Here is a 21,118-nt window from a genome sequence, read left to right as displayed (position 1 = left end):
AGGGCGATGCCTATGTGCTCTCGTTCGAAGAAATCGGGCACAAGATTGAAGAACTCATGAGCATCGGCGGGCGGCGCATCCTGATGCAAGGGGGCGTAAACCCCGACCTTCCTTTTGAGTGGTACCTGGAGCTGCTCCGTTACCTGAAGCAATACTATCCCGAAGTACGCATCGACGCCTTTAGCCCTGAGGAAATCCTGGGACTGGAAAAGATTACCGGGCGCAGCTGCCGCGAACTGTTGGTGGAACTGAAAGAAGCCGGTCTGGACGGCTTGCCCGGTGCGGGTGGCGAAATACTGGTGGATGAGGTGCGGGCCAAGGCAGCTCCTGCCCGCATCAAAAGCAGCGACTGGTTTCGCATCCTCGATACCGCCCAGAGCCTGGGTCTGTACACAATTGCGACCATGGTGATCGGGTTTGGCGAGACCTACGAGCAGCGCATCGCCCACCTGCTCAAGATTCGCGAGCAGCAGGACAAAGCCCAGCGCGAGTACGGGCACGGCTTTGCAGCGTTCGCCATGTGGACGCTGCAAACCGAGCACACCCGGCTGAAGGGCAAAGCCCCGGGGGCCACCGCCCACGAGTACCTGCAACAGCTTGCCGTCGCCCGCATCGCGCTGGACAACATCCCCAACCTGCAAGCTAGCTGGCCCAGCATGGGTTTCAAGGTAGCCCAGGCCGCGCTCTACTACGGGGCCAACGACTTCGGCTCCACCATGCTGGAAGAGAATGTGGTCAGCGCTGCCGGGGGCCACAACCGCACCCACGCCACCGTTCGGCAAATTGTTCGCCACATTGCCGACGCGGGCTTTACACCTGCCGAGCGCGACCCCTACTACAACATCAAGCAATACCCCGATGTACAGGCCATTTTGACCGAGAAGTCGGCAGTGGCCTTGCCATTGGCCTAGTTCCTGAACACCACATCCTCGCGCTGGAAGTTGCGGTAGGCCAGGTACAGCGCCAGTCCGCCAAAGGCCAGCGTGGAGAGCCAGGTGAGGCCCAGCTGGGTGGCTGTGGCCGAGCCTCGCACGATCGCGTCCAGCGCCAGCAGAACGTTGATGAGGGGCAGGGCAAAGTACCAGTCTTGCAGTTTCAAAAAGTCGGAGAACTGGAGAAACAGCAGGGGGATAATCATCACCAGCGACAGGGGGCTCATGTAGCTTTGGGCCTCTTTGTAGCTGCGCGCATAGAGGCCCAGGGAGATCAGGATGGCAATGATCAGGAGGGCAAAGAGAACCGAGGTCAGGGCAACCGCCAGGTAACCCAGCGGCTCGAGGGCCAGTGCGCCGCCGAGCTGGACGGGCCGATCTTCTCGCTGGAGGGCTTGCAGCTGCACAGCGAACAGGTTGCGGAACACACTGCTGCCCAGTAAAAGCCCGGTAATGGCGGCCATGGCCGCGAGCAGGGACATCACGAACACCGCCAGCCCCTTGCCCAGCAAGACCTGCGTCAGGGGCACGGGGGCCGCCAGGAGGGCTTCCAGGGTGCCCTTTTCCTTCTCCCCTGCCGTCGCGTCCACCGCCACCGACATCCCGCCCAACTGGATGAACATGACCAGGAAATAAGGAATCAAAAAGGCGAACACCCCCGCGGCCTGCTCCTCTTGGGGGGAGGCGTCTTTGGTCTCGAGCCGGAAGGGCTCGAGCAGCTCCGTTCCCAAACCCCGCGCCCGCAGCCGCTCGGCCACCAGCTCTTCCTTGTAGGCCTGTAGCGCGCCCTGCACCTTCTCGACCACCAGAGCGCTCTGGGTTGTGCCGCGGGAGAGCCGACCGTAGAGGGTGTACTGGCCCTCGGCGTAAACCAAGGCCGCCGCGACCTCGCGCTTCTGCACGGCCTCCTGGGGGTTGGCAACTGCCACCGGCTCTACCTTGGCCTTCCTGAGGTGCGCCAGCACCGGGGCCGGAACCCCCACCACCCCCACCTGCTGCACGTTTTCCTGGGTCTGCCGCGCTGCGTTGCCCAACAGCAGCAAAGGGCCGAACATTGCGAGGGGCATCATCAGCATGGGCAGCAGCAGGGTGGTGAGAAGCACCCGCCGCTCGCGCACCACGCTGAGGAGTTCCTTGCGGGCGATGATGAGAATCTCGTTCATGCCGCTTCCTTCAGCCTGCGGATAAAGGCCCGCTCGAGGTTCCCCGAACCGAGCTCTAAAGCCTCCTGCAAAGGGCCCTCGTACACCAGCGAGCCCTGGTGGATGAACCCCACCCGGTTGCAGACCTCCTCGGCCTCGCTCATCACGTGGGTGGAATAGACCAGGGTTTTGCCCAGGCTGGCGTACTGCTTGACAAAATCCAGCAAGGCCCGGCGGGCAAACACGTCCAGACCCGCCGTTGCTTCATCCAGCAAAAGCACCTGCGGCTGGTGCAGAATGGCCCGGGCAATTACAATTTTCTGCTGCATCCCGGTGGACATGTCCTTCACTTGCTTGTTCAGTACGGCCTGTTCAATGTGCAGCAGCTCGGCAGCCCAGCCGATTCGCTCCTTTAATTTGGCCCCCCACAGGTCGTAAAAACTGCCGAAGAAATCGAGCACCTCGTAGCCGGTCAGCTTGTCGTAGACCTTCATGCCGCCATTCACAATGCCCAGATTGCGGCGTGCTTCCAGCGATTGCCGCGCCACGTCAAAGCCCGCAACCCTGGCACTGCCCGCAGTGGGTTTGAGCAAGGTGGCCAGCATTCGCAGGGTGGTGGTTTTGCCGGCGCCGTTGGGCCCCAACAAGCCATAGACCTCTCCGGGTCGCACCTCGAAGGAAATACCCCGAACCGCTTGAAACTTGCGGTAAGCCTTCTCAATCTGCACAACCTCTATCATCCGGGATTTACTTTAACCCAGAATCATCAGGGTTTGAGAGCCGCCAGAAGGCTAATCCTAACCCGTGCGCTTGAGCTTGCCGGTGCGCTTGGCCCATTGTTCCGCAGTGTGAAATACCAGAAGGCCCAGGGGGATGAGCACCACGCCCATCAAGAGCAGAATCCCCAACTCGGGCAGCACCGAGGACAGCGGGGCCCCGACCAGTTTGTCCGGGGTGGAGTCGGGGTGGTTGATGCCCATCAGCTTGCGGCAGGCCTCGAGGGCGTAGGTGGCCGGGCTCAGGTAGGCCAGGGGTTGCACCCAGGAAGGCAGCACGCTCACCGGATAATAGATGCCCGAGACCAGCAGCAGGATTCCCTGAAAGATGTTGGTCGCCTGGGCTCCATTTTCCGGCGACATCACCGGCAGAATGGCAGCCATCAGGCCCAGGCCCATGAAGGCCAGGCTGGCCACCAGCAAGACCACCAGCACGCCCAGCAGGTTGGCCCCGGTCACCGAAACCTGAATAAATAGCACCAGCCCCACCAGAATCACGATGGTGCGAATCACGCTGAAAATGATGGCAAAGAGCGAGACCCCCGAGAGGTGGATGAGCCTCGAGACCGGGGCCATGAAGGTGTACTCGAGCGTCCCCTCCCAGCGCTCGTAGCTGATGGAGTTGGCAATCTCGTTGTACATGGCCGACAAAAACGACCACAAGAGCACCCCCAAAAGCAGCGTCAGGGTCAGGCGAAAGTCGTCCTGGGCCTTGCCGATGAGGGCGATGGTGGCCGAGTTGACGATGGCGTAAAACACAAACACCGCCACCCAGCTCATGTAGCGCCGGGTCAGGTGCCAGTCGCGGAAAACAAAGGCCCACATGGGGCGGAGGTATCGTTCAAGCATAGTGATTCCCTTCGATAGAGTGAATAGCTGAAAACTGCTTTTGCTATCGGCTATTGGCTATGGACTATCGGCCTCTTCATCCAGTTCCTCGCCGGTCAGTGCGATGAAGGCTTCCTCCAGGTCGGGCGCACCCGCCCGGCGCTTGAGTTCGTCTGCGGTGCCCTCGGCGACCAGCCGCCCATGGGCCAGGAAGCCGATGCGATGGGCAAGCCGCTCGGCCTCGGCCATGTCGTGGGTGGTGAGCAGGATGGTGGTGCCTTCACGGGCCCGCAGGTCTTCCAGAAAAGCCTGCACGTCGCGGCGGCTCTTGGGGTCGAGGCCGGTGGTGGGCTCGTCGAGGAGCAGGAGCGGCGGGTTGATGAGCAAGGCCCGGGCAATGGAAATCTTCTGCTGCATCCCACGGCTCATCTCCTCGATGGGGTCGCTGAAGCGGCGGGACTCGAGGCCCAGTTGCTCCAGAATCTGCATGGCCCTTTTTTCGGCCTGGCGGGGCTCCAAGCCATAAAGCTGCGCCGCATAGAGCAGGTTCTCGCGGGGTGAGAGCTTTTTGTAGAAGGCCGCATCCACACTGACCCGGCCCATCTTGCGGCGTAGCCGGGCTTCATCTTCCGGCAGCCGGTATCCCAGCATTCGCACCGTGCCGCCATCGGCTGTAAGCAGGGTGGATAGGATGCGAATCAGGGTAGATTTGCCCGAGCCGTTGGGCCCCAAAAGGCCATAGGTCTCGCCTTCTCGCACATAAAACGAAACCCCCTTGAGGGCCCACTCTTCTCTAACCGGTGCACGCAGGCCGTCCCGTTTGCGAAAGACCTTTTTTAAATCGGAGACCTCGATGGCAAGTTGGGTTTGGGTGGGTTTTAGGGTCAGCATAGATGATCCTGTTTGAGTGGGTTATTGGGGCTTGGGGCGGTATGAGCGTCCGTCTGGGCTTGGAAGTAGGGCATGGCCCCTCCAAAGAAATCGGCGGCCCGAGGGCCGCCAGGAAGACGCCGGTAGCGTTTTGAATGCGGGTCGGGTAGGGGTCGGCGCCTCAGGCGCGGAACCGGGTCAGTAGCACAATGCAGTCAATCATGGCTCACCTGCCAAAGCCAAGTGTACGCGCAAGCCGTGCGAGTTGGCAAGGGTGCCTCGCGCAGAGAACGTTCAGACGATGTTTTTCTCCGCTACCTTACGGGTCTGGGCAAATCGCTCGTAGCGCAGCGGATTGATGTTCAGGCTGTGCGCCTCTCCGTCGGCGATTTCCTCAGCCATCCGTCGGCCCACCATGGCAGCCTGCTGCACACCGTGACCGGAGAAGCCGCAGGCATTGACCCAGCCCTCGACCCCCGGCAGCCGGCCCAGAATAGGGTTGTGGTCCGGGGTGACCTCGTAGTAGCCCCACCAACTGGCTTTCTGGTCGAGCTGTAGCTGCTCGAGCCAGGGGAAGCGGGCCATGCCGACTTCCAGGGTGGGCTCGAGCCAGCTCCAGTCCATGCCCTCGCGGAAGCCCACGTCGGCAGGGTTGCTGCGGCCAAAGATGAGACGGTCGTGCTCGGGTCGGAACCAGAAGCCGCTCGAGAGGTCTATGGTCAGGGGCTGCCGCGAGGGGTGGGGCCGTGGGGCGGTACAGAAAACCATTCGGCGCGCCGGTTCAACCGGGATGGACAGCCCGGCCCTGCGCCCAATCTCGCCCGCCCAGGCCCCCGCCGCGTTGAGCACAAACGAGGTCTGGAACGACCCCCTGGTGGTCTCGACCTTCCACCCACTCCCCACCTGCTCGGCGGCCAGGAACGCGGTCTCGGTATGCAGCACCGCCCCCAGCGCTCTGGCCCGGCGCAGGTACTCCAGGCAGATGCCGTGCGGATCCACGGTGCCGTCGGCGGGGCCATAGGTGGCCCCCTGGATGGGCTCGAGGCCCGCTGCCCGGGGCATGAAGTCGAACCACTCCTGGGCAGCCTCCAAATCGCGCACCTGCACCGGCACGCCCAGGCTTTGCTGAAGCGCCACGCCCTTCAGGTGCATTTCCCACTGGCTAAGCGGCACCAGGAACAGATAGCCGATGGGCCGGTAGGCGGCCTCGGGCATGGCCCGGTACTCCTGGATGGAGTGCCAGGAGAGCAGAATATTGGTAGCCTCGGTAAACTGCACCCGCACCCCAGCCGCACTTTTGCCGGTGGAGCCCATCGCCGGAGCGGGCGCCTGCTCCATCACCCCCACCTTCAAGCCCCGCTCGGCCAGACGGTAGGCGCAGGCTGCCCCAATAATCCCCGCTCCCACCACCAACACGTCGTAGCGAATCATCGCGCCTACTGTAGCGCACTGGAAAACCATCTGGCAAACCCGCAGCCTTGCGTGCACAACAGATGCTACCAAGCTATCCAGACCAGCGGCTCTAGCTGCGGTTCGAAACATCATCATGGTCATCGGCCCAAACCGGGATTGCCCAGGGAATCAAAGCAAGTCCAAGCGACCATGCCAGGCACAGATGCGATGCCCGATGACCCTATGAGCCTGGCAAAGTCCGAGCATCCAATGAGCGATACTTTCTCAGGCTAACAAGCACGGTAGACCAACAGGGCTAGCCAGGAAAGTGGGCTCCCGGCATTCACCAAAGACCGACCTGCCAGTGGATGTGGGTTAAGCCAAGCTCAACCCCAATCCCAAGATTTCTTTAGGTTTGGCTCAATCAGGCCCGCGCGCCGCTGCCTAGCCTGAGGGCATGAGGCTTCTATTTCTATTCGCTTTGTTTTGGCTGTTCCCGCTGCTGCCTGCTTCCCTGGCCCAGTCGCAGCAGGTCGAGGTAATTGTGGAACTGGAAGGGCCCCAGCTCGCCTCCGGACAGGCGCGCGTCGAGCTAATGCGCCTGCTCAAAGCCCACCTCGGCCAGATGCAGGGCCGCCTCAAAATCAAGGCAGCAGGAAGGTTCTGGGCCAGCCAGAGCTTCCTGGTTCGCTTGCCCGAGTCGCAGGTCGCGCGCTTGATGCAAGTACCGGGTGTGCGGCGGGTCTACCCCAACCGGGCGGTTCGGATGACCCAGCCGGTGGCTTCAGCTCTTTCGGTTCCGGTGAATAGCGGCAGCAACTGGGCTTTGCAGCACATCGGGGCGCCGGCCCTTTGGGCTGGTGGGCTGCGCGGCCAGGGCGTTCGCATCGGCCACCTGGACACCGGGGTAGATGCCTCTCACCCCGACCTGCGCGGCAAGGTGGCGGCTTTTGCAGTCATCGGCACCGACGGCACCCCGCGCCCCGGTGAGCCCTACGACTCCTCGCTGCACGGAACCCATACCGCTGGCCTGCTGGTGGGCAACAACGTCGGGGTGGCCCCCGAGGCCCGCCTGGTTTCGGCGCTGGTGCTGCCCGATGGCTACGGCACTTTGGCACAGGTGCTGGGTGGCCTGGACTGGGTGCTCGAGCAAAACGTTCAGGTGGTCTCGATGTCGCTGGGGCTGGAAGGGACCTGGGCCGAGTTTGCCCCTGCCGTCGAGCGCATGAAGCAGATGGGGGTATTAGCGGTCTTTGCCATAGGCAACTCCGGTGCCAGCACCGCCTCGCCGGGCAATATGCCCGACGTGCTGGGGGTGGGGGCCACCAACCCATCCAATCAGGTGGCCAGCTTCAGCAGCCGGGGCGAGGTGCGCTGGGGTGCACCTTACCATGTGGTGCTGCAAAAGCCCGACCTGGTCGCCCCAGGTGTGGATGTGCTCTCGACCATTCCCGGCGGGCGTTATATGGCCATGAGCGGCACTTCGGTGAGCACCGCCATTGCCGCCGGCAGCGCGGCCCTCCTGATGTCGGGGGGCTTCAAGGCCGAGCAGGTGCGGCAGGCCCTGCTTGGCTCAGCCCAGAGCCTTCAGGGGGCCGGCAGTGGGCGGGGGCTTATTCGCCTGGGCGAGACCCTGGCCCTGCTGCGCCCCAAAGCACCGGACATGCAGGCCACACCCCCAGCGCCACAACCCCCCCAGACCAGCCCACCCGGCCCGTCAACCGTCGGCAACCCCCAACCAGGGGAGAAAAGCGCCCTGCTGGTCCTCGAGACCGCCGACACCAACGGGGCTAAACTGGCCCTGGACGGCCTGGGCTTTCGCACCGAGACGCAACCAGCCAAACCCGACCAGCGCCCGAACGCCGAGAAAATAGCGGGGTTCAGTCTGGTGGTCTGGGTGCTGCCCCCCCACTGGAGCGAGCACTGGCCCGAGGCCCAGCGCAAAATGTTGCGGGCCTATGTGGAGCAGGGGGGGCGGCTTTTGCTCATCACAAATAACCAGGGCCAGCGCCCCGTGGCCGAGTCCAGCACCTACGGCCAGGGACGGGCCAGCTTTGTGAGCGGCGACCTGGGCAGCCTGAGCCCGGAGCGGCGGGCCCAGGTGTTGCAGGGCCTCATCCAGCAACTGATGCGCTGAATGGAACCTTAACGCTTGAAAGTCAACCCGGCCACGCCCGCACGGTGTGCCAGTCCAGTCCCCCCCTGTCCCCCCTACCCCGAAGGGGCGGGCCGGTGGGGTGGCTGCCCTCGGCACGACCGGGCAGACTTGTCCGGTAGCCCTTACGGTCGGGAGGGGCTCGAGGGCGATTGCCTTATAAAGGCTGTGGAGGCGCGGGAACTTCGCGGAATCAGTCCGTCGCCTGGGCATAGTCCTCCACCGGCGGGCAGGCGCACACGATGTTGCGGTCGCCGTAGACGTTGTCCACCCGGTTCACCGGGCTCCAGTACTTGTCTAAGGCCGACTGTCCGCCAGGGAAGCAGCCCTGGGCCCTGGTGTACTTGCGGTTCCACTGCTCGTCGGCCAGGTCCAGCACGGTGTGGGGGGCCTGGCGCAGGGGGCTTTCTTCTGCGGTGAGGATGCCCTGTTCGACCTGGGCGATTTCCTCCCGGATGGCCACCATGGCGGCGATAAAGCGGTCGAGCTCGCGCTTCGACTCCGACTCGGTGGGCTCTATCATCAGGGTGCCGGGCACCGGGAAGCTCATGGTGGGGGCGTGGAAGCCGTAGTCAATCAGGCGCTTGGCGATGTCTTCGGCGGTGATGTCGTACTTCTTGAAGGCCCGGGGGTCGAGGATGCACTCGTGGGCCACCCGGCCCTTTTCGTTCTTGTAAAGCACCGGGAAGTAGGGCTCGAGCCGCCTGGCAATGTAGTTGGCGTTCAGAATGGCGACCTCGGTGGCCCGCCGCAGGCCCTCGCTGCCCATCATCCAGATGTAGGCAAAGGAGATGGGCAGAATGGAGGCCGAGCCATAAGGAGCCGCCGAGACCGGCCCCACCGGCGCGGTGCCACCGTCCAGCACCGGGTGCCCCGGCAGGAAGGGGGCCAGGTGGGCCTTGACCCCAATGGGGCCCATCCCCGGCCCGCCGCCGCCGTGGGGAATGGCAAAGGTTTTGTGCAGGTTGAGGTGCGAGACGTCGGCCCCGTAGTGGCCGGGTTTGGCCAGCCCTACCTGGGCGTTGAGGTTGGCTCCGTCCAGATAAACCTGCCCGCCGTAGCGGTGCACAATCTCGCATAGTTCACGAATCTTCTCTTCAAAGACCCCGTGGGTGGAGGGGTAGGTGACCATCACCGCAGCCAGCCGCTCGGCGTGCTGCTGGGCTTTGGCCTCGAGGTCACGCAAATCCACGTAGCCCTGCTCGTCGCAGGCCACCACCACCACCTCCATCCCGGCCATGTGGGCCGAGGCCGGGTTGGTTCCGTGGGCCGAAGAGGGAATCAGACAGACGTTGCGGTGCCCCTCGCCCCTAAAGCGATGGTAGGCCCTAATGGCCAGCAGCCCGGCATACTCCCCCTGGGCCCCCGAGTTGGGCTGGAGCGAGATGGCGTCGTAGCCGGTAATCTCGCAGAGCCAGCGGCTCAGGGTCTCGAAGAGTTCTTGGTAGCCCTGGGCCTGCTCCAGAGGGGCAAAGGGGTGCAGGTGGGCAAACTCCGGCCAGCTCACGGGCATCATCTCGGCAGCGGCGTTGAGCTTCATGGTGCAGGAGCCCAGCGGAATCATGGCCCGGTCGAGGGCCAGGTCGCGGTCGGCCAGCTTGCGCATATAGCGCATCAGCTCGGTCTCGGAGTGGTAGCGGTTGAAGACCGGGTGGGTCAGGTAGCGGGAGGTGCGGCGCAGGGAGGGGGGCAGGTGATTTTCGGGCGCGAAGTCCTCGAAATGGAAGCGGCCTCCGAAGGCCTGCCAGACCGCCTCGATGACCTCCGGGGTGGTGGTCTCGTCGAGGGCGATGCCGATGTGGGCCTCGTCCACCTTGCGCAGGTTGATGCGCCGCATGTGGGCCTCGCTCAGGATTTCCTCCACCCGGCCCGGGGCCCGGATGGTCAGGGTATCGAAGAAGTGCTCGTTCACCCGCTCAAAGCCCAGCCGCTTCAGGCCGGCGGCCAGCACGCTGGTTTTTTGGTGGATATCCTGGGCAATCTCGCGCAACCCCTCGGGCCCATGGTAGACCGCATACATCGAGGCGATGACGGCCAGCAAAACCTGCGCGGTGCAGATGTTGGAGGTGGCCTTTTCGCGGCGGATGTGCTGCTCGCGGGTCTGGAGGGTGAGGCGGTAGGCCCGGTGGCCCCTCGAGTCTATCGAAACCCCCACCAGCCGCCCCGGCAAAGCCCGCTTGAGGGCATCCCTGACCGCCATGTAGGCGGCGTGGGGCCCGCCGTAGCCCATCGGCACCCCAAAGCGCTGGGCCGAGCCCACCGCAATATCGGCCCCCAGCTCGCCGGGCGGGGTCAGCAGGGTGAGGGCCAGCAGGTCGGCGGCCACCACCGCCACCCCCCCCGCGGCCCGCACTTTTTCGAGGTAAGGGCGCAGGTCGCGGATCTCCCCCAGGGTGTCGGGGTACTGGAAAATGGCCCCGAAGAGCCTCTCGGGGTGCAGGTCGGCCTCTATGTCGCCCACCACCAGTTCCCAGCCCAAAGGCTCGGCCCGGGTTTGCAGCACCGCCAGGGTCTGGGGGTGCAGGTTTTTATCGGCAAAAAAAGCTTTGCGCGGCTGCTTGCAACTGCGCTGCGCGACCGCCATGGCTTCGGCAGCCGCGGTGGCCTCGTCCAGCAGCGAGGCGTTGGCGATGTCCAGACCGGTCAGGTCGGCCACCATGGTCTGGAAGTTGAGCAAAGCTTCCAGCCGCCCCTGGCTGATTTCGGGCTGGTAGGGCGTGTAGGCGGTGTACCAGGCCGGGTTTTCCAGCAGGTTGCGCTGAATCACCGGCGGCAGGATGGTGCCGTGGTAGCCCTGGCCTATGAGCGAGGTATAGACCTGGTTTTTTTGGGCAATGGCCCGCATCCGCGCCAGCATCTCGGCCTCGCTCAGGCCGGGGCCCACCTCGAGCGGGGTGGTCTCGCGGATCGAAGCGGGCACGGTCTCTTGGATGAGCTCATCCAGGGTGGAAACGCCCACGGCTTTGAGCATCTCCTGGATGTCTTCCGGGGTGGGGCCAATATGGCGTCTGGAGAAATCGGTGGAGCGGGGTTTTTGACTGTGCATGGGGTCTCCTCTCTTCGCCACGCGAAGAAACTTGACCCCATCTGTCCTTTTGCCTGAGAGTGTTATCCCGTCGGCGGGCGCGGTGCGCCTCTCTCCAGATTGTGCCGCTGCGGTTCTTTTGCCTGAGAGATTCCGGGGCGGTTGCTCCTTCGGCGTGGGCCAGGCCCATCTCTCCCATCAGCGGCCCGTTGCTTTTCCAGTGCCATGATAGCCCATGCAAACCTGGGCCTGAAAGTGACAAGTGTACAGTTTCGGGGGTTACGGGCCTGGCTGCTAGTACACCGTCGTAAAGATACCCATATACTCCTACAGATTCCAAAGAGGACAGCCCTCGAGCCCCTCCCTACCGCGTAGGGAGGGTTGGGGAGGGTATCGGACATGACCCCCAATCTGCTGCTTGCGTGAAGGGCCAGGTCAGCAACCCCACCTGGCCTCCCCTACCTGGTAGGGGAGGAACAGAGCAAGTCCAGGCTAGGGTTGACTTACGTGCGGGTGTGGTTGTATAGGCTTTTATGCGACACCTTACTAACAACTATTGCACCCGTTGAATGTGAGCCCTGAAAAGCGTACCAGGCGTTTGGAAGGGTCACTGGCTTTCCGCTACGGCCTGATAATCCGCCGCCGACAAAAGCCCGGCCACGTCGGCAGGATTGACCTTCATCTTGAACAGCCACCCTTCCCCGTAGGGCGACTGGTTGAGCAGTTCCGGCTTGTCGGCCAGGGCGCTGTTGACCTCGATAATCTCGCCCGCTACTGGCGCATAAATGTCCGACGCGGTCTTGACCGACTCCACCACCGCGACCGTGGCCCCGGCCTCGGCGGTTTTGCCGACCGGCGGCAGCTCCACAAACACCACGTCGCCCAGCGCATCCTGGGCAAAATCGGTGATGCCCACCACCGCCACGTCGCCCTCGAGGCGAACCCACTCGTGCGATTGGGTGTACTTGAGCTCGGAAGGATAGTTCATGATTTCACCTCGGCAGTCAGTTTATTGCCAAAAAAGCCTGTTAGCACAGGGGCAGGACTCTCCTGGCCTTTTCTACAACCGGACGAAAGGCATCTCGACCACGGTTGCGCCCGCCATCCTGCCCCGAATCTCGACTTCCAATGGGGTGCCCACTTCGGCCAATTCTGACGCTATATAAGCCATGCCGATGCCCTTTTTGAGGATGGGCGAGTGCGTGCCCGAGGTCAGGGTGCCCACTACCTGCCCCCCCTTCAGCACCCGGTAGCCTTCACGGGGAATTCCCCCTTCCACCTGCAAGCCCACCAGCCGGCGCGCACAGGGGCTTTGCAGCAGGGCCTGCTTGCCGTGAAACGCCTTGTGGCCCTTGACCACCCAGCTAAAGGGGGTGCAAAGGGGGTTGGTCTCGTCGGTTAGCTCGTGGCCGTAGAGGGGGAAGCCCGCCTCCAGCCGCAGGGTATCCCGCGCGCCCAGCCCGCACGGGGTGACTTCGGCAGCCAGCAAGGCCTCCCAAACCACCCTGGCCTCGTCGGGGGCCACAAACACCTCGTAGCCGTCCTCTCCGGTGTAGCCGGTGCGGGCAAAACGCACCCACTTCCCGGCCAGCTTGCCCATGAAGGTATCGTTCTTTTTGTGCGAGCTCAGGTCGGTATCGGTGAGCTTTTGCAACCTAGCCACCGCATGGGGGCCCTGAACCGCGATGAGGCCAAAAAAATCGGAGGCGTTCTCGAGCTGCACCTCAAAGCCTTGGGTCAGGGCGTTGAGGTGGGCCCAGTCTTTCTCGATATTGGCCGCATTCACCACCATCAGATACTCACTCTCACCCGTTCGGTAAATGTAAATATCGTCCACCAGCCCACCTCGCTCGTTGGGCAGCATGGAGTACTGGGCCCGCCCCACCTTGAGCTTGGCGACGTCGTTCAGTGTGGCGTACTGCAAAAACTCGAGCGCCCCTGGCCCCCGAATCCAGAACTCCCCCATGTGGCTCACGTCAAACATGCCTGCAAGCCCCCGCACAGCCAGGTGCTCGGAGGTGATGGAGGTGTACTGAATGGGCATCTCGTAGCCTGCAAAGGGAACCATCTTGGCCCCCAGCGCCAGGTGGGCTTGATGAAGTGGGGTGGTTTTCATGTCATCCAAGCTTACCAGCCCCCCACCCGTGGATGCATAATTTTCTTATGGTCGGGATCAAGACGGTCGTCGGCCTGGTGGCAGCCCTGGCCCTGATTCAAGCCAGCTTCAACATCGTGGAGGTACACATCTTGCTGGGTCAGGAGGGCCACTACCTGCTCACTGCACCTGGCGCCGTCCAGCAAAAGCTCCTCATACGCACTCCTTCCGGCGAAAAGGAGGCCACCTTTGACCACGATACGGTGCTGGAGATTCCCTTCGGCCAGTCACAGGCACAGGCTCCGGAGGCCCAAAGCTGGCTCTACGACGGTCGCTGGTTTGCCTACGAGGGCTACTGGGTTCTGCGCGGGCTCGAGCTGGCCCTGGCCACCCCACTGGAGTCGGCGGCAGTGCAAAGCTGGCTGGAGAAGCGCGGCCTGCCGCTGCCTCTAGTGGTGCAGGAAGCCTCGAGCCATACTGCCCTTCCGCCCCTGGCCTACACCCCTGAGCCAGGTGGGGTGCTCCACACCAGCCTATGGGTGCGCTGGAGCGCCACGGAGGCTCTGGGTATCCCCCGCCTGCTTGCCAACCAGAGCGTAACCGCCGGTGGGTTGAGAGCCCGAGGCGGCTTTTTAGCCAATCTGGCGGAGCTTCAACGGCTGGCCGGGGAGCTGGGCGTAAAAGAGCTGCCGCCAGCCCGATTTGACTTCCGGGTAGGCTATTACTTCTCCGGACTTAGGGCCGAGAGCAACTTTCGCCTACGGATCCACGCGATGGAACTTCGGGGTAACCTGATCCATTTGACATTAGAACCGGCCTACGACACCCGACCCTCGGCCCAGATGAATGGGGTGTGGCTTCTGTTTGAAGCCCCGCCCCACGTTGCGGGCTTTCAAGTTTTAGACAACCAGGGGCGGTTGATTTTTCGCTCTCCCTAGCCTGCCGCCACCCTCGAGAGCACCTGGCGGCTCACGGCCTTGAGGGTCTCGAAGACCCCCACCCCGGTGGTGGCCACCGCCTCGAAGATGGGCAGGCGCATCTCGGGGTCAATCACGGCCTGAATCATCTCCACCGGCAACGCATCGGGGGTGTCGCGCTTGTTGGCCTGAAGCACAATGGGAATGTCCTCGGCCCTGATGCCGTACTCGGCCAGGTTCTCGCGCAGGTTGCGCATGGACTCGGCGTTGGCCCGCAGGCGGTTGGGGGCCGAGTCGGCCACGAACACGATGCCGTCCACCCCCCGCAAGATGAGCTTGCGGCTGGCGTTGTAAAAAACCTGCCCCGGCACCGTGTAGAGGTGGAAGCGGGTCTTGAAACCCTTGACCTCGCCCAGGTCCACCGGCAGGAAGTCGAAGAACAGGGTGCGCTCATCCTCGGTGGCCAGCGAGACCATCTCGCCTTTACGATTCTGGGGCACCTGCTGGAAAACCCACTTCAGGTTGGTGGTTTTGCCGGACATTCCGGGGCCGTAGTAGACAATTTTGAAGTTGATTTCCCTGGCGGCAAAGTTGATCGTGCTCATATCAGTTCCCGAATAGTTCGTCCAGAAGGGCGCTGGCCCCATCCCGATACTCATGGTCTATCCCCAGGTTTCCGGGTTGCACCACCGCGTCCTGTGCGATGACCTCGAGGGCCTGGACGGCTCGCTTGCCGAACAGCTTAACCCGGCCCACCGGGGCCGAGTTATCGAAGATAACCACCAGCAGGGCCAGCTCACCCACCTCCTCGGCGTAAAGGCCGTGGGTGGCCCCTTGGTGCAGCAGCTCGTTGAAGCGGGGTTCACCCAGCATCTTGGCCAGGGCCTGGGTGGCGGCGGCATTGCCTGCAATCAGGGTGGCGAGCGAGTCCAGCGCCGGGGGCCTGGGGGCCCATAGGGCCTCTTTGTGGGCCAGCACAAACCCTTTGCGATCCAGCAGCATGGCGTAACGCGCCCCGCTCTCGCGCAACAACTCCTCGAGGACACTCGAGGCCCGCTCGTAAGCGTCCCCAAAGAGTGTGATAGCCGGCTCAACCATAACAGGCTCAGTGTAACACGCACCCGTTACCCAGGCCTGTGACAGATTACGCCCGGCTCTGGCCTCCTGACCATCGCCTTTGGCAAAGACCGATTAAGCGAGACTGTCGTGTTCCCTAGAATGCACCCAAGCTCCGCCAAGCGCCGCGGATGGGCGGCTGAAACCGTCGCGGTTTTGACGTGGAGAGTGTCCCCCGGTTCACTTGCAGCCTCCTTGAGCGTGTATGGTGGGATTATGCAGCGTTTACTCGGTCTGCTGGCAGGCTGGGCGGCCCTGTTTTCAGCCTGGGCAGGGGCCCAGAGTCCGGTGACCATTGCTGAACTCGCCCGCCTTCGCTATGGCGGCGGGATGCTGGTGGCCGAACGGGTCTTGGAGCGCAACCCTAGCTTTACCCGCTACCTGGTGCGCTACCCTTCGGACGGCCTGCGCATGTATGGCTTCATGAACGTACCCAACGCCGAGGGACGTTTTCCGGTGGTGATTGTGATTCACGGGTATGTGAACCCCGCCACCTACCGCACCCTGGCCTACACCACCCGCTACGCCGACAGCCTGGCCCGGGCCGGCTTCGTCACCCTTCACCCCAACCTGCGGGGGCATGGGCTGTCGCAGGGGAGCCCCGAGCAGGGGGCCTCGAGGGTATTGTATGCCCGGGAAATACTCGACCTGGCTGCCATTGTGCGGGCCCAGGCCGGGCGTGGAGCGCTGGAAAAGGCCCTGCCCAGCGTGGGGCTGATGGGGCACAGCATGGGCGGCGGCATCGCCCAGCGGGTCGCCGTGCTCGACCCCCAAATTCGGGCGGTGTTGCTGTACGGCACCATGCACGGCGACGACCTCAAGAATGCGCGGCAAATCTGCTTCGTCTTTACCAACCGCCAGCGCGGGTGCGACGAGCTAAACACCCCAGCCCAAACCCTGGCGCAAATCTCCCCCATCAACTTTTATGGGCGCATCCGGGCCAGTGTGCAGGTGCATCACGGCACCGCCGACCCCCAGACCCCCTACGCCTGGGCCGAAGAAATTTGTGCGGCGCTGCGGAAAAACCAGGTCGCCCACCAATGCTTTACCTACCCCGGCGCGGGCCACACCTTTCGCGGAAGCGACTACACCCTCCTGATGAGCCGGGCCCAGCGTTTCTTCAGCCAGGCTTTCCGAAGCGGCGGATGATGCAAGGCCTGTACATCCACGTCCCCTTCTGCCCCACCATCTGCCCCTACTGCGATTTTCACGTGGTCAGGCGGCACGGCGGCGTAGTTGCGGCCTACCTAAAGCGCCTGGTAGAAGAGGCCCGCGCCCTTTACGAGCAGTACCCAGGGCCCCTGCAAACCCTCTACTTGGGCGGCGGCACCCCCAGTTTTCTGCGGAACGCTGAACTCGAGGCCCTTTTTGCCGCCCTGCCCTGGCAGATTGGGGGGGCCGAGGTAACCCTCGAGGCCAACCCCGGCACCCTGAACCCAGAACGCCTGGCCCTCCTCAAAAACCTGGGGGTGAACCGGCTTTCGCTGGGGGTGCAGAGCTTCCAGGAGGGGGTGCTCAAAACCCTGGGCCGCGCCCACGGGCGCAAGGGGGCGTTGAAGGCGGTGGAGATGAGCCTGGAGGCAGGTTTTCGCACGTCCATTGACCTGATTCTGGGCCTGCCGGGGCAGAACCTCGAGGCCGACCTGCGCGAGGCCCGCGCCCTGGGGGTGGGCCACGTCTCGGCCTACACCCTGCAAATAGAGCCCGGCACGCCCTTTGAACTCTCCCGCCTGCAAACCGACGAGGAACAAGAAGCCCTGGCCTTCGAGCGGGCCGAGGCCCTCCTGGGCGAAGCCGGCTTTGTACGCTACGAGGTTTCCAACTTTGCCCGACCCCACCAGGAAAGCCAGCACAACACCCTCTACTGGCGGTTGGGCTTCTGGGGCGCCCTGGGGCCGGGGGCTGCGGCGCACCTGCCGGCTGGGCCGGCAAAAGCCCTTTACGCTGTCCGCGCTACCAACCCCCCCCTGCCGCGCTGGCTGGCCGGGGAAGCGCCCACGGTGGAGGAGATTAGCCCCCTCGAGCACGCCAAAGAAGCCCTCATGCTGGGGCTGCGGCTGAGCAAGGGGGTGGATGTACGCGAGATTGAGCGGCGCACCGGGCTGGATTTATGGAGTTCCCTCAGCTTCGTGGCTGAGCGTCTTGCCTCGCAAGGCCACCTGGCGCTGGAGGCGAGGCGCATCCGGGCCAGAAGTTTGAGCACCATTCACCCCCTCATCTTGCAGCTTTGGAATGTGCTAGACTCGGTTAGTCTACCAGATTCAACACCTCACTGATGGCTTACACAGGGCAAGCCTGCTCATTTATCGCGCTCTGCATAGTCATGGACATGACCGGCAGGGCAGGCAGCCTCTGTTTTGTTTGGGTAAAGGATTTCTAGCCCCAGATGGCTCGATATTCGTGAATGGCGCTCTAACTCCACTGATCTAGGAAGGTTTTGCAGCAACACTCTTTTATGAGCAATTCGAAAAGGTAATCGGGACAATGTCTGCTAGCGTAATGTTTGGTTTGTTGCAGTCTGTCAACAGCTTCACGGAATAGCTACGGGTGAACCACCAACGATGTACTGTTTTGCCGCGTTTACCAAGTGGAATTCGAAATCATTCGTCAGGAGTGGCAGAATATCGAAGGTTCCAAAGGAGTAGGCAAAATCCAACCCTTGCTGGAATCTGCTAGGCGAGACAATCGCACTTATCTCTGCTCGATTAACTGTTCCATTGGGGGGGAGGGTCACGCCAGACTGAGCCACCAGGTTCGCCAGACTATTTAGGTCAAATGAGTCGTTTTCGCCCAGGAATCCTTTTGACAGTAGCACGCTTACATTTTGAATAGAAAGGCCAAAAAGAACCGCATTTGGATAGCTAAGCCCACTAAACGTAGGCAGCCTTTGGCTGTCCATCGCAACGGCACCGCTGGCCCATGGCGAAGGGAATCTGGCAGACAGCTGGGTGTTGGAGAATACTTTGAAGGATAAAATTCGCTCGCCACCACCGCCTGAGAAATAGCTTCCCTTGACGGCCTCTGCAAGAGAAATGTACCGATCACCATCCGAGAAATCAGCTACAGGAAGAAACATTGACTCACCAGAGGTGATGTCGATTGAGGCTGTGTTGCTCCTCACTACAAAACCCACTCCTACTCTAGATTGATAATCCGGTGGGGGAGAATTGAGCACTGTTATAGTTTGAGCCGTCGTTATGTCACGAGCGTCGAACGCAATGTCAAGAACTGCGCTGCTTGAGAAATCAACACCCCGTACGATTTTAGCCGCCTTGAGCGGTTGAGGGTATAAGCCTGGCCTCCTAATTTCCACAATAACGTCTTGCTGACTAGGGTTAGTAGCGAGGAATGAAACCGTGGCTTTAAGGTTGCTGTCGAGTTGAGGCGCACCAGGATTCGAGTAAAAACCGTTTACAAAAACCTCGTCACCTGGAGAGACACCTGCCAGCGATTGAATACCGGAGGCGTCCACATTTACGGTCACTTGCCTACCTTGTGGAGGAAAGGCAGACCCATAGTCACATCTCATCTGATGTTCGCTTGCTTCTTTGAAAGTGACGAGAGCGATTTGAAGCGAACTTGTATGGTTACAACGGATAGCTACCCCATATTTTGATTCTGGTACCTCAAAGAATGACTGACCGTTGGTAAAGTTGAGCCTTTGCCAGTCACCTTGATCGGTTGTTTTGAAGTAGCCCTCGTAGCCCACTTCCCTGGGATCAACGACCTTCACTACAACTCTCTTCGGTTTAACCTCAACCTCTACCTCATCACTTCTCCTAACTTCCCCTCCCTCAGCTGACAAAACTAGGCGATAACGTCCTGCTGATATTCTCTCATCTACCGTGATAGTAACCTCTGTCTCAGTCGCGTTGGTGCCATCGAGTTGAGCACTCGACGCGTTCATTCTGAACCCTGGACTCGGGCTTCCCTCAGAGCCCAGCAAACTCAGATTAACAGCACCCCGAAAACCGTTCTGAGGGTTCAGAGTCACCTTCACACTCGCGCTATCGCCGGGAAATACACTGACAATTTTGGGCGTCAAGACCAACGTAAAGCTTGGAGATAAGCTCGGCCCGCTCTGAACGATTAAGGTAAGGTCGGTGTCTTTGGTTTGGTTACCGCTGGCTACGCGAACCTTGAGGTTGTAGGTGTTAGGAGCCACGCTCGACCCCACGCTAATGGCGAGGGTTTGGCTCACAGGGCTGCTTCCCGTGATGTTTAGGCTGGTTGGGGACAGGGTTATGCCCGTCACGGCAGCCCCGCCACTGCTGACCAGGCTGAGGTTCACGCTGCCGGTAAACCCGTTCTGGGGTGTCACGGTGATCTGAGTGGTAGCTGTGGCACCCGTAGATGCAGTTAAGCTGGTACTGTTGAGCCTAACCTCGAAGCTGGCGCTGTTGTTGCTGCCTCCGGTTCCCCCACTTCCCCCCGTTCCGCCCTGCTGGTTGCAGCCAGACGCAAAAACCAAAAGGGTGCTTACCAAAAGGAAAAGGTGCTGTGCTTTCATGATATAGATTCCTGTTTGTAAAGGTTCTCGGGTGGCATTACTTCTATTGCTGAGAAGCGCTGGGTTTGAAGCCTCCTAATGAAAAAACTAGCCTCAAGACTCTTTGGGGTATCAATAGTTCAGTATTCCATCTAGCCGGTGGAAGTCGACAAAGCATACGTAGCCAGTGAAAGCCATACAATGAGCAAAAGCAACTCACTCTTGTCATGTGTTGTTCACATTACAGATTTGACAGATCTTGATTGCCTAAGCAGCAGAAATTTTACAGAAAATGAATACTCCCTTTCTATAAAAAATCTGCTGGCCTTTCCGATGCTCAAGATAGCACACGCAAATGGAAAATACTTCATATTTGCAATATTTAATTTGTTACTTAAACTATGTATATACTTTGGCATTATTGTTTATTGTTATTGTATAGCATGACGTTCTAGCTCACTAGGTTGCAGATGATTTTGGTACCACAACTAACTCATCTGGTCTTTAGCGCTCACGAACGTACTGCAACAACACACTTGAGAAAACCGCTACGTGTTGAAAACCATAGACCCAAAGGGGCTGTCCCAGATAGGAGAAGTGTTGGGACAGCGATGTGGCGTACAGGAGGACCAGGCTGGGGGTAGGAAAGCCTTTCGATGGGTGGAGTATTTGGTGGGGGGAGTGACTGCAAGAACGGCGGCGGATTTGCCGGGGGTGGACAAAGATACGGCGGCGTGGTTCTATCACAAGGTTCGAGTGGCGATCGAACGCAACATTCGTGAACAGGCACCCTTCGTCGGTGAGGTCGGGGTAGATGCGTCGTATTTCGGCGGAAGGAGGAAGGGCAAGCGCGGACGGGGTGCGAAAGGTAAAGTGCCGGTGTTTGGCATTCTGAAGCGGGCCGGGAGGGTTTACACCGTACCGATTCCCAACCTGAAGACCGACCCCCTGATCCCCATCATCCGAGAGAAGGTTGTACCCGACTCTATTGTTTACACCGATGGCTTCAAGAGTTACGACGTGCTCAACGTGAGCGAGTTCAAGCACGAGGGCGTTGACCACGATAAAGAGCTAGTGGAGCGGCAAGGCAAGCACATCAATGGCCTCGAGAACTTCTGGAATCAGGCTAAAGGTGTGCTCCGCAAGAACAACGGTGTGCCCAAGCAGAACTTTCACCTCTTCGTTAAGGAGTGTGAGTTCCGCTTCAACTACGGCTCTCCTAGCCAGCAGCTCGACACCCTCAAACGCTGGCTCAAGCAGGAGGGTATAGCCTAGGCTCGGTTGACATTTCATCTCAGCCAGATGAGGGCCGAGACGAAATGAACGAACGCCAGGTAGTTGCGGGCGAGTTTGTCGAAGCGGGAGAAGACGCAGCGAAAGT

17 protein-coding genes and 1 riboswitch are annotated in these 21,118 nt (G+C 61.3%); of the genes, 6 read left to right on the top strand and 11 right to left on the bottom strand.

What is annotated here, in order from left to right; genetic code table 11:
• Positions 1-911, top strand: a 911-nt coding sequence (locus NZN28_RS09670) for a CofH family radical SAM protein (protein ID WP_295397662.1), incomplete at its 5' end; no start/stop codon positions are given.
• On the opposite strand, the gene NZN28_RS09665 is transcribed toward NZN28_RS09670, so the two are convergent.
• From NZN28_RS09665 to NZN28_RS09645, 5 genes are all read right to left on the bottom strand, one after another.
• Positions 908-2,095 carry an ABC transporter permease gene (locus NZN28_RS09665; RefSeq protein ID WP_295397660.1) on the bottom strand — a complete coding sequence of 396 codons (1,188 nt, stop codon included), beginning with the start codon at positions 2,093-2,095 and terminating at the stop codon, positions 908-910. The two genes, NZN28_RS09670 and NZN28_RS09665, sit on opposite strands and share 4 nt — an antisense overlap.
• The gene (locus NZN28_RS09660; RefSeq protein WP_295397658.1) at positions 2,092-2,814 is read right to left on the bottom strand and encodes an ABC transporter ATP-binding protein; all 723 of its coding nucleotides are present in this window, start codon (positions 2,812-2,814) and stop codon (positions 2,092-2,094) included. The genes NZN28_RS09665 and NZN28_RS09660 overlap by 4 nt, the downstream gene beginning before the upstream one ends.
• A gap of 57 nt (positions 2,815-2,871) precedes the next feature.
• The gene (locus NZN28_RS09655) at positions 2,872-3,699 is read right to left on the bottom strand and encodes an ABC transporter permease (RefSeq protein ID WP_295397656.1); all 828 of its coding nucleotides are present in this window, start codon (positions 3,697-3,699) and stop codon (positions 2,872-2,874) included.
• Positions 3,700-3,756: 57 nt separating this feature from the next.
• Positions 3,757-4,569, bottom strand: coding sequence for an ABC transporter ATP-binding protein (locus tag NZN28_RS09650; protein WP_295397654.1), 813 nt, complete (start codon positions 4,567-4,569; stop codon positions 3,757-3,759).
• A gap of 273 nt (positions 4,570-4,842) precedes the next feature.
• On the bottom strand, positions 4,843-5,979 hold the full coding sequence (locus NZN28_RS09645; protein WP_295397652.1) for an FAD-binding oxidoreductase: 1,137 nt from the start codon (positions 5,977-5,979) through the stop codon (positions 4,843-4,845).
• Between the two features lie 418 nt (positions 5,980-6,397).
• Here NZN28_RS09645 and NZN28_RS09640 point away from each other — a divergent pair, with 418 nt between their 5' ends.
• Positions 6,398-8,077 (top strand): S8 family serine peptidase, encoded by a 1,680-nt coding sequence (locus NZN28_RS09640; RefSeq protein WP_295397650.1) that lies wholly within the window; start codon positions 6,398-6,400, stop codon positions 8,075-8,077.
• 211 nt (positions 8,078-8,288) lie between these two features.
• Here the strand turns inward: NZN28_RS09640 and gcvP are convergent, their stop codons facing one another.
• The 3 genes from gcvP to gcvT all read right to left on the bottom strand — a co-directional run bounded on the left by gcvP (position 8,289) and on the right by gcvT (position 13,236).
• A complete protein-coding gene (gcvP, locus tag NZN28_RS09635) occupies positions 8,289-11,141 on the bottom strand; it encodes an aminomethyl-transferring glycine dehydrogenase (protein WP_295397649.1) in 2,853 nt (950 codons plus the stop codon).
• Positions 11,142-11,241: 100 nt separating this feature from the next.
• A riboswitch (glycine riboswitch) is annotated at positions 11,242-11,329 on the bottom strand.
• A 398-nt stretch (positions 11,330-11,727) separates the two neighbouring features.
• Positions 11,728-12,108 carry a glycine cleavage system protein GcvH gene (gene gcvH, locus NZN28_RS09630; protein ID WP_295397647.1) on the bottom strand — a complete coding sequence of 127 codons (381 nt, stop codon included), beginning with the start codon at positions 12,106-12,108 and terminating at the stop codon, positions 11,728-11,730.
• 72 nt (positions 12,109-12,180) lie between these two features.
• Positions 12,181-13,236 carry a glycine cleavage system aminomethyltransferase GcvT gene (gcvT, locus tag NZN28_RS09625; protein WP_295397645.1) on the bottom strand — a complete coding sequence of 352 codons (1,056 nt, stop codon included), beginning with the start codon at positions 13,234-13,236 and terminating at the stop codon, positions 12,181-12,183.
• Positions 13,237-13,283: 47 nt separating this feature from the next.
• On the opposite strand from gcvT, the gene NZN28_RS09620 reads away from it, so the two are divergent.
• Positions 13,284-14,153, top strand: coding sequence for a hypothetical protein (locus NZN28_RS09620; RefSeq protein WP_295397643.1), 870 nt, complete (start codon positions 13,284-13,286; stop codon positions 14,151-14,153).
• On the opposite strand, the gene NZN28_RS09615 is transcribed toward NZN28_RS09620, so the two are convergent.
• Positions 14,150-14,737, bottom strand: a complete 588-nt coding sequence (locus NZN28_RS09615) for an ATP/GTP-binding protein (RefSeq protein ID WP_295397642.1) — start codon at positions 14,735-14,737, stop codon at positions 14,150-14,152. The genes NZN28_RS09620 and NZN28_RS09615 overlap by 4 nt on opposite strands.
• 1 nt (position 14,738) lies before the next feature.
• The gene (locus NZN28_RS09610) at positions 14,739-15,230 is read right to left on the bottom strand and encodes a roadblock/LC7 domain-containing protein (RefSeq protein WP_295397641.1); all 492 of its coding nucleotides are present in this window, start codon (positions 15,228-15,230) and stop codon (positions 14,739-14,741) included.
• A 234-nt stretch (positions 15,231-15,464) separates the two neighbouring features.
• Between NZN28_RS09610 and NZN28_RS09605 the strand changes: the two genes are divergently transcribed.
• Both NZN28_RS09605 and hemW read left to right on the top strand, forming a co-directional pair.
• Complete coding sequence (locus NZN28_RS09605) at positions 15,465-16,397, top strand: alpha/beta fold hydrolase (protein ID WP_295397639.1); 933 nt, start codon at positions 15,465-15,467, stop codon at positions 16,395-16,397.
• Positions 16,397-17,524, top strand: coding sequence for a radical SAM family heme chaperone HemW (gene hemW, locus NZN28_RS09600; RefSeq protein WP_295397637.1), 1,128 nt, complete (start codon positions 16,397-16,399; stop codon positions 17,522-17,524). Before NZN28_RS09605 ends, hemW begins: the two co-directional genes overlap by 1 nt.
• A gap of 254 nt (positions 17,525-17,778) precedes the next feature.
• On the opposite strand, the gene NZN28_RS09595 is transcribed toward hemW, so the two are convergent.
• A complete protein-coding gene (locus NZN28_RS09595; RefSeq protein ID WP_295397635.1) occupies positions 17,779-19,758 on the bottom strand; it encodes a hypothetical protein in 1,980 nt (659 codons plus the stop codon).
• Positions 19,759-20,337: 579 nt separating this feature from the next.
• Between NZN28_RS09595 and NZN28_RS09590 the strand changes: the two genes are divergently transcribed.
• A complete protein-coding gene (locus NZN28_RS09590; RefSeq protein WP_295397663.1) occupies positions 20,338-21,012 on the top strand; it encodes an IS1595 family transposase in 675 nt (224 codons plus the stop codon).
• The last annotated feature ends 106 nt before the right edge of the window (positions 21,013-21,118 follow it).

It is taken from the genome of Meiothermus sp. (assembly GCF_025056915.1).
Taxonomy (GTDB): domain Bacteria; phylum Deinococcota; class Deinococci; order Deinococcales; family Thermaceae; genus Meiothermus.
The sequence above is the reverse complement of the archived record's forward strand: the minus strand, read 5'-3'. Positions and strand labels throughout refer to the sequence as shown.

Excerpts from the sequence above, each read along its gene's own strand:
- NZN28_RS09665 (WP_295397660.1), bottom strand. The coding sequence starts at position 2,095 with ATGAACGAGATTCTCATCATCGCCCGCAAGGAACTCCTCAGCGTGGTG.
- NZN28_RS09660 (WP_295397658.1), bottom strand. The coding sequence starts at position 2,814 with ATGATAGAGGTTGTGCAGATTGAGAAGGCTTACCGCAAGTTTCAAGCG.
- NZN28_RS09655 (WP_295397656.1), bottom strand. The coding sequence starts at position 3,699 with ATGCTTGAACGATACCTCCGCCCCATGTGGGCCTTTGTTTTCCGCGAC.
- NZN28_RS09650 (WP_295397654.1), bottom strand. The coding sequence starts at position 4,569 with ATGCTGACCCTAAAACCCACCCAAACCCAACTTGCCATCGAGGTCTCC.
- NZN28_RS09645 (WP_295397652.1), bottom strand. The coding sequence starts at position 5,979 with ATGATTCGCTACGACGTGTTGGTGGTGGGAGCGGGGATTATTGGGGCA.
- NZN28_RS09640 (WP_295397650.1), top strand. The coding sequence starts at position 6,398 with ATGAGGCTTCTATTTCTATTCGCTTTGTTTTGGCTGTTCCCGCTGCTG.
- gcvP (WP_295397649.1), bottom strand. The coding sequence starts at position 11,141 with ATGCACAGTCAAAAACCCCGCTCCACCGATTTCTCCAGACGCCATATT.
- gcvH (WP_295397647.1), bottom strand. The coding sequence starts at position 12,108 with ATGAACTATCCTTCCGAGCTCAAGTACACCCAATCGCACGAGTGGGTT.
- gcvT (WP_295397645.1), bottom strand. The coding sequence starts at position 13,236 with ATGAAAACCACCCCACTTCATCAAGCCCACCTGGCGCTGGGGGCCAAG.
- NZN28_RS09620 (WP_295397643.1), top strand. The coding sequence starts at position 13,284 with ATGGTCGGGATCAAGACGGTCGTCGGCCTGGTGGCAGCCCTGGCCCTG.
- NZN28_RS09615 (WP_295397642.1), bottom strand. The coding sequence starts at position 14,737 with ATGAGCACGATCAACTTTGCCGCCAGGGAAATCAACTTCAAAATTGTC.
- NZN28_RS09610 (WP_295397641.1), bottom strand. The coding sequence starts at position 15,230 with ATGGTTGAGCCGGCTATCACACTCTTTGGGGACGCTTACGAGCGGGCC.
- NZN28_RS09605 (WP_295397639.1), top strand. The coding sequence starts at position 15,465 with ATGCAGCGTTTACTCGGTCTGCTGGCAGGCTGGGCGGCCCTGTTTTCA.
- hemW (WP_295397637.1), top strand. The coding sequence starts at position 16,397 with ATGCAAGGCCTGTACATCCACGTCCCCTTCTGCCCCACCATCTGCCCC.
- NZN28_RS09595 (WP_295397635.1), bottom strand. The coding sequence starts at position 19,758 with ATGAAAGCACAGCACCTTTTCCTTTTGGTAAGCACCCTTTTGGTTTTT.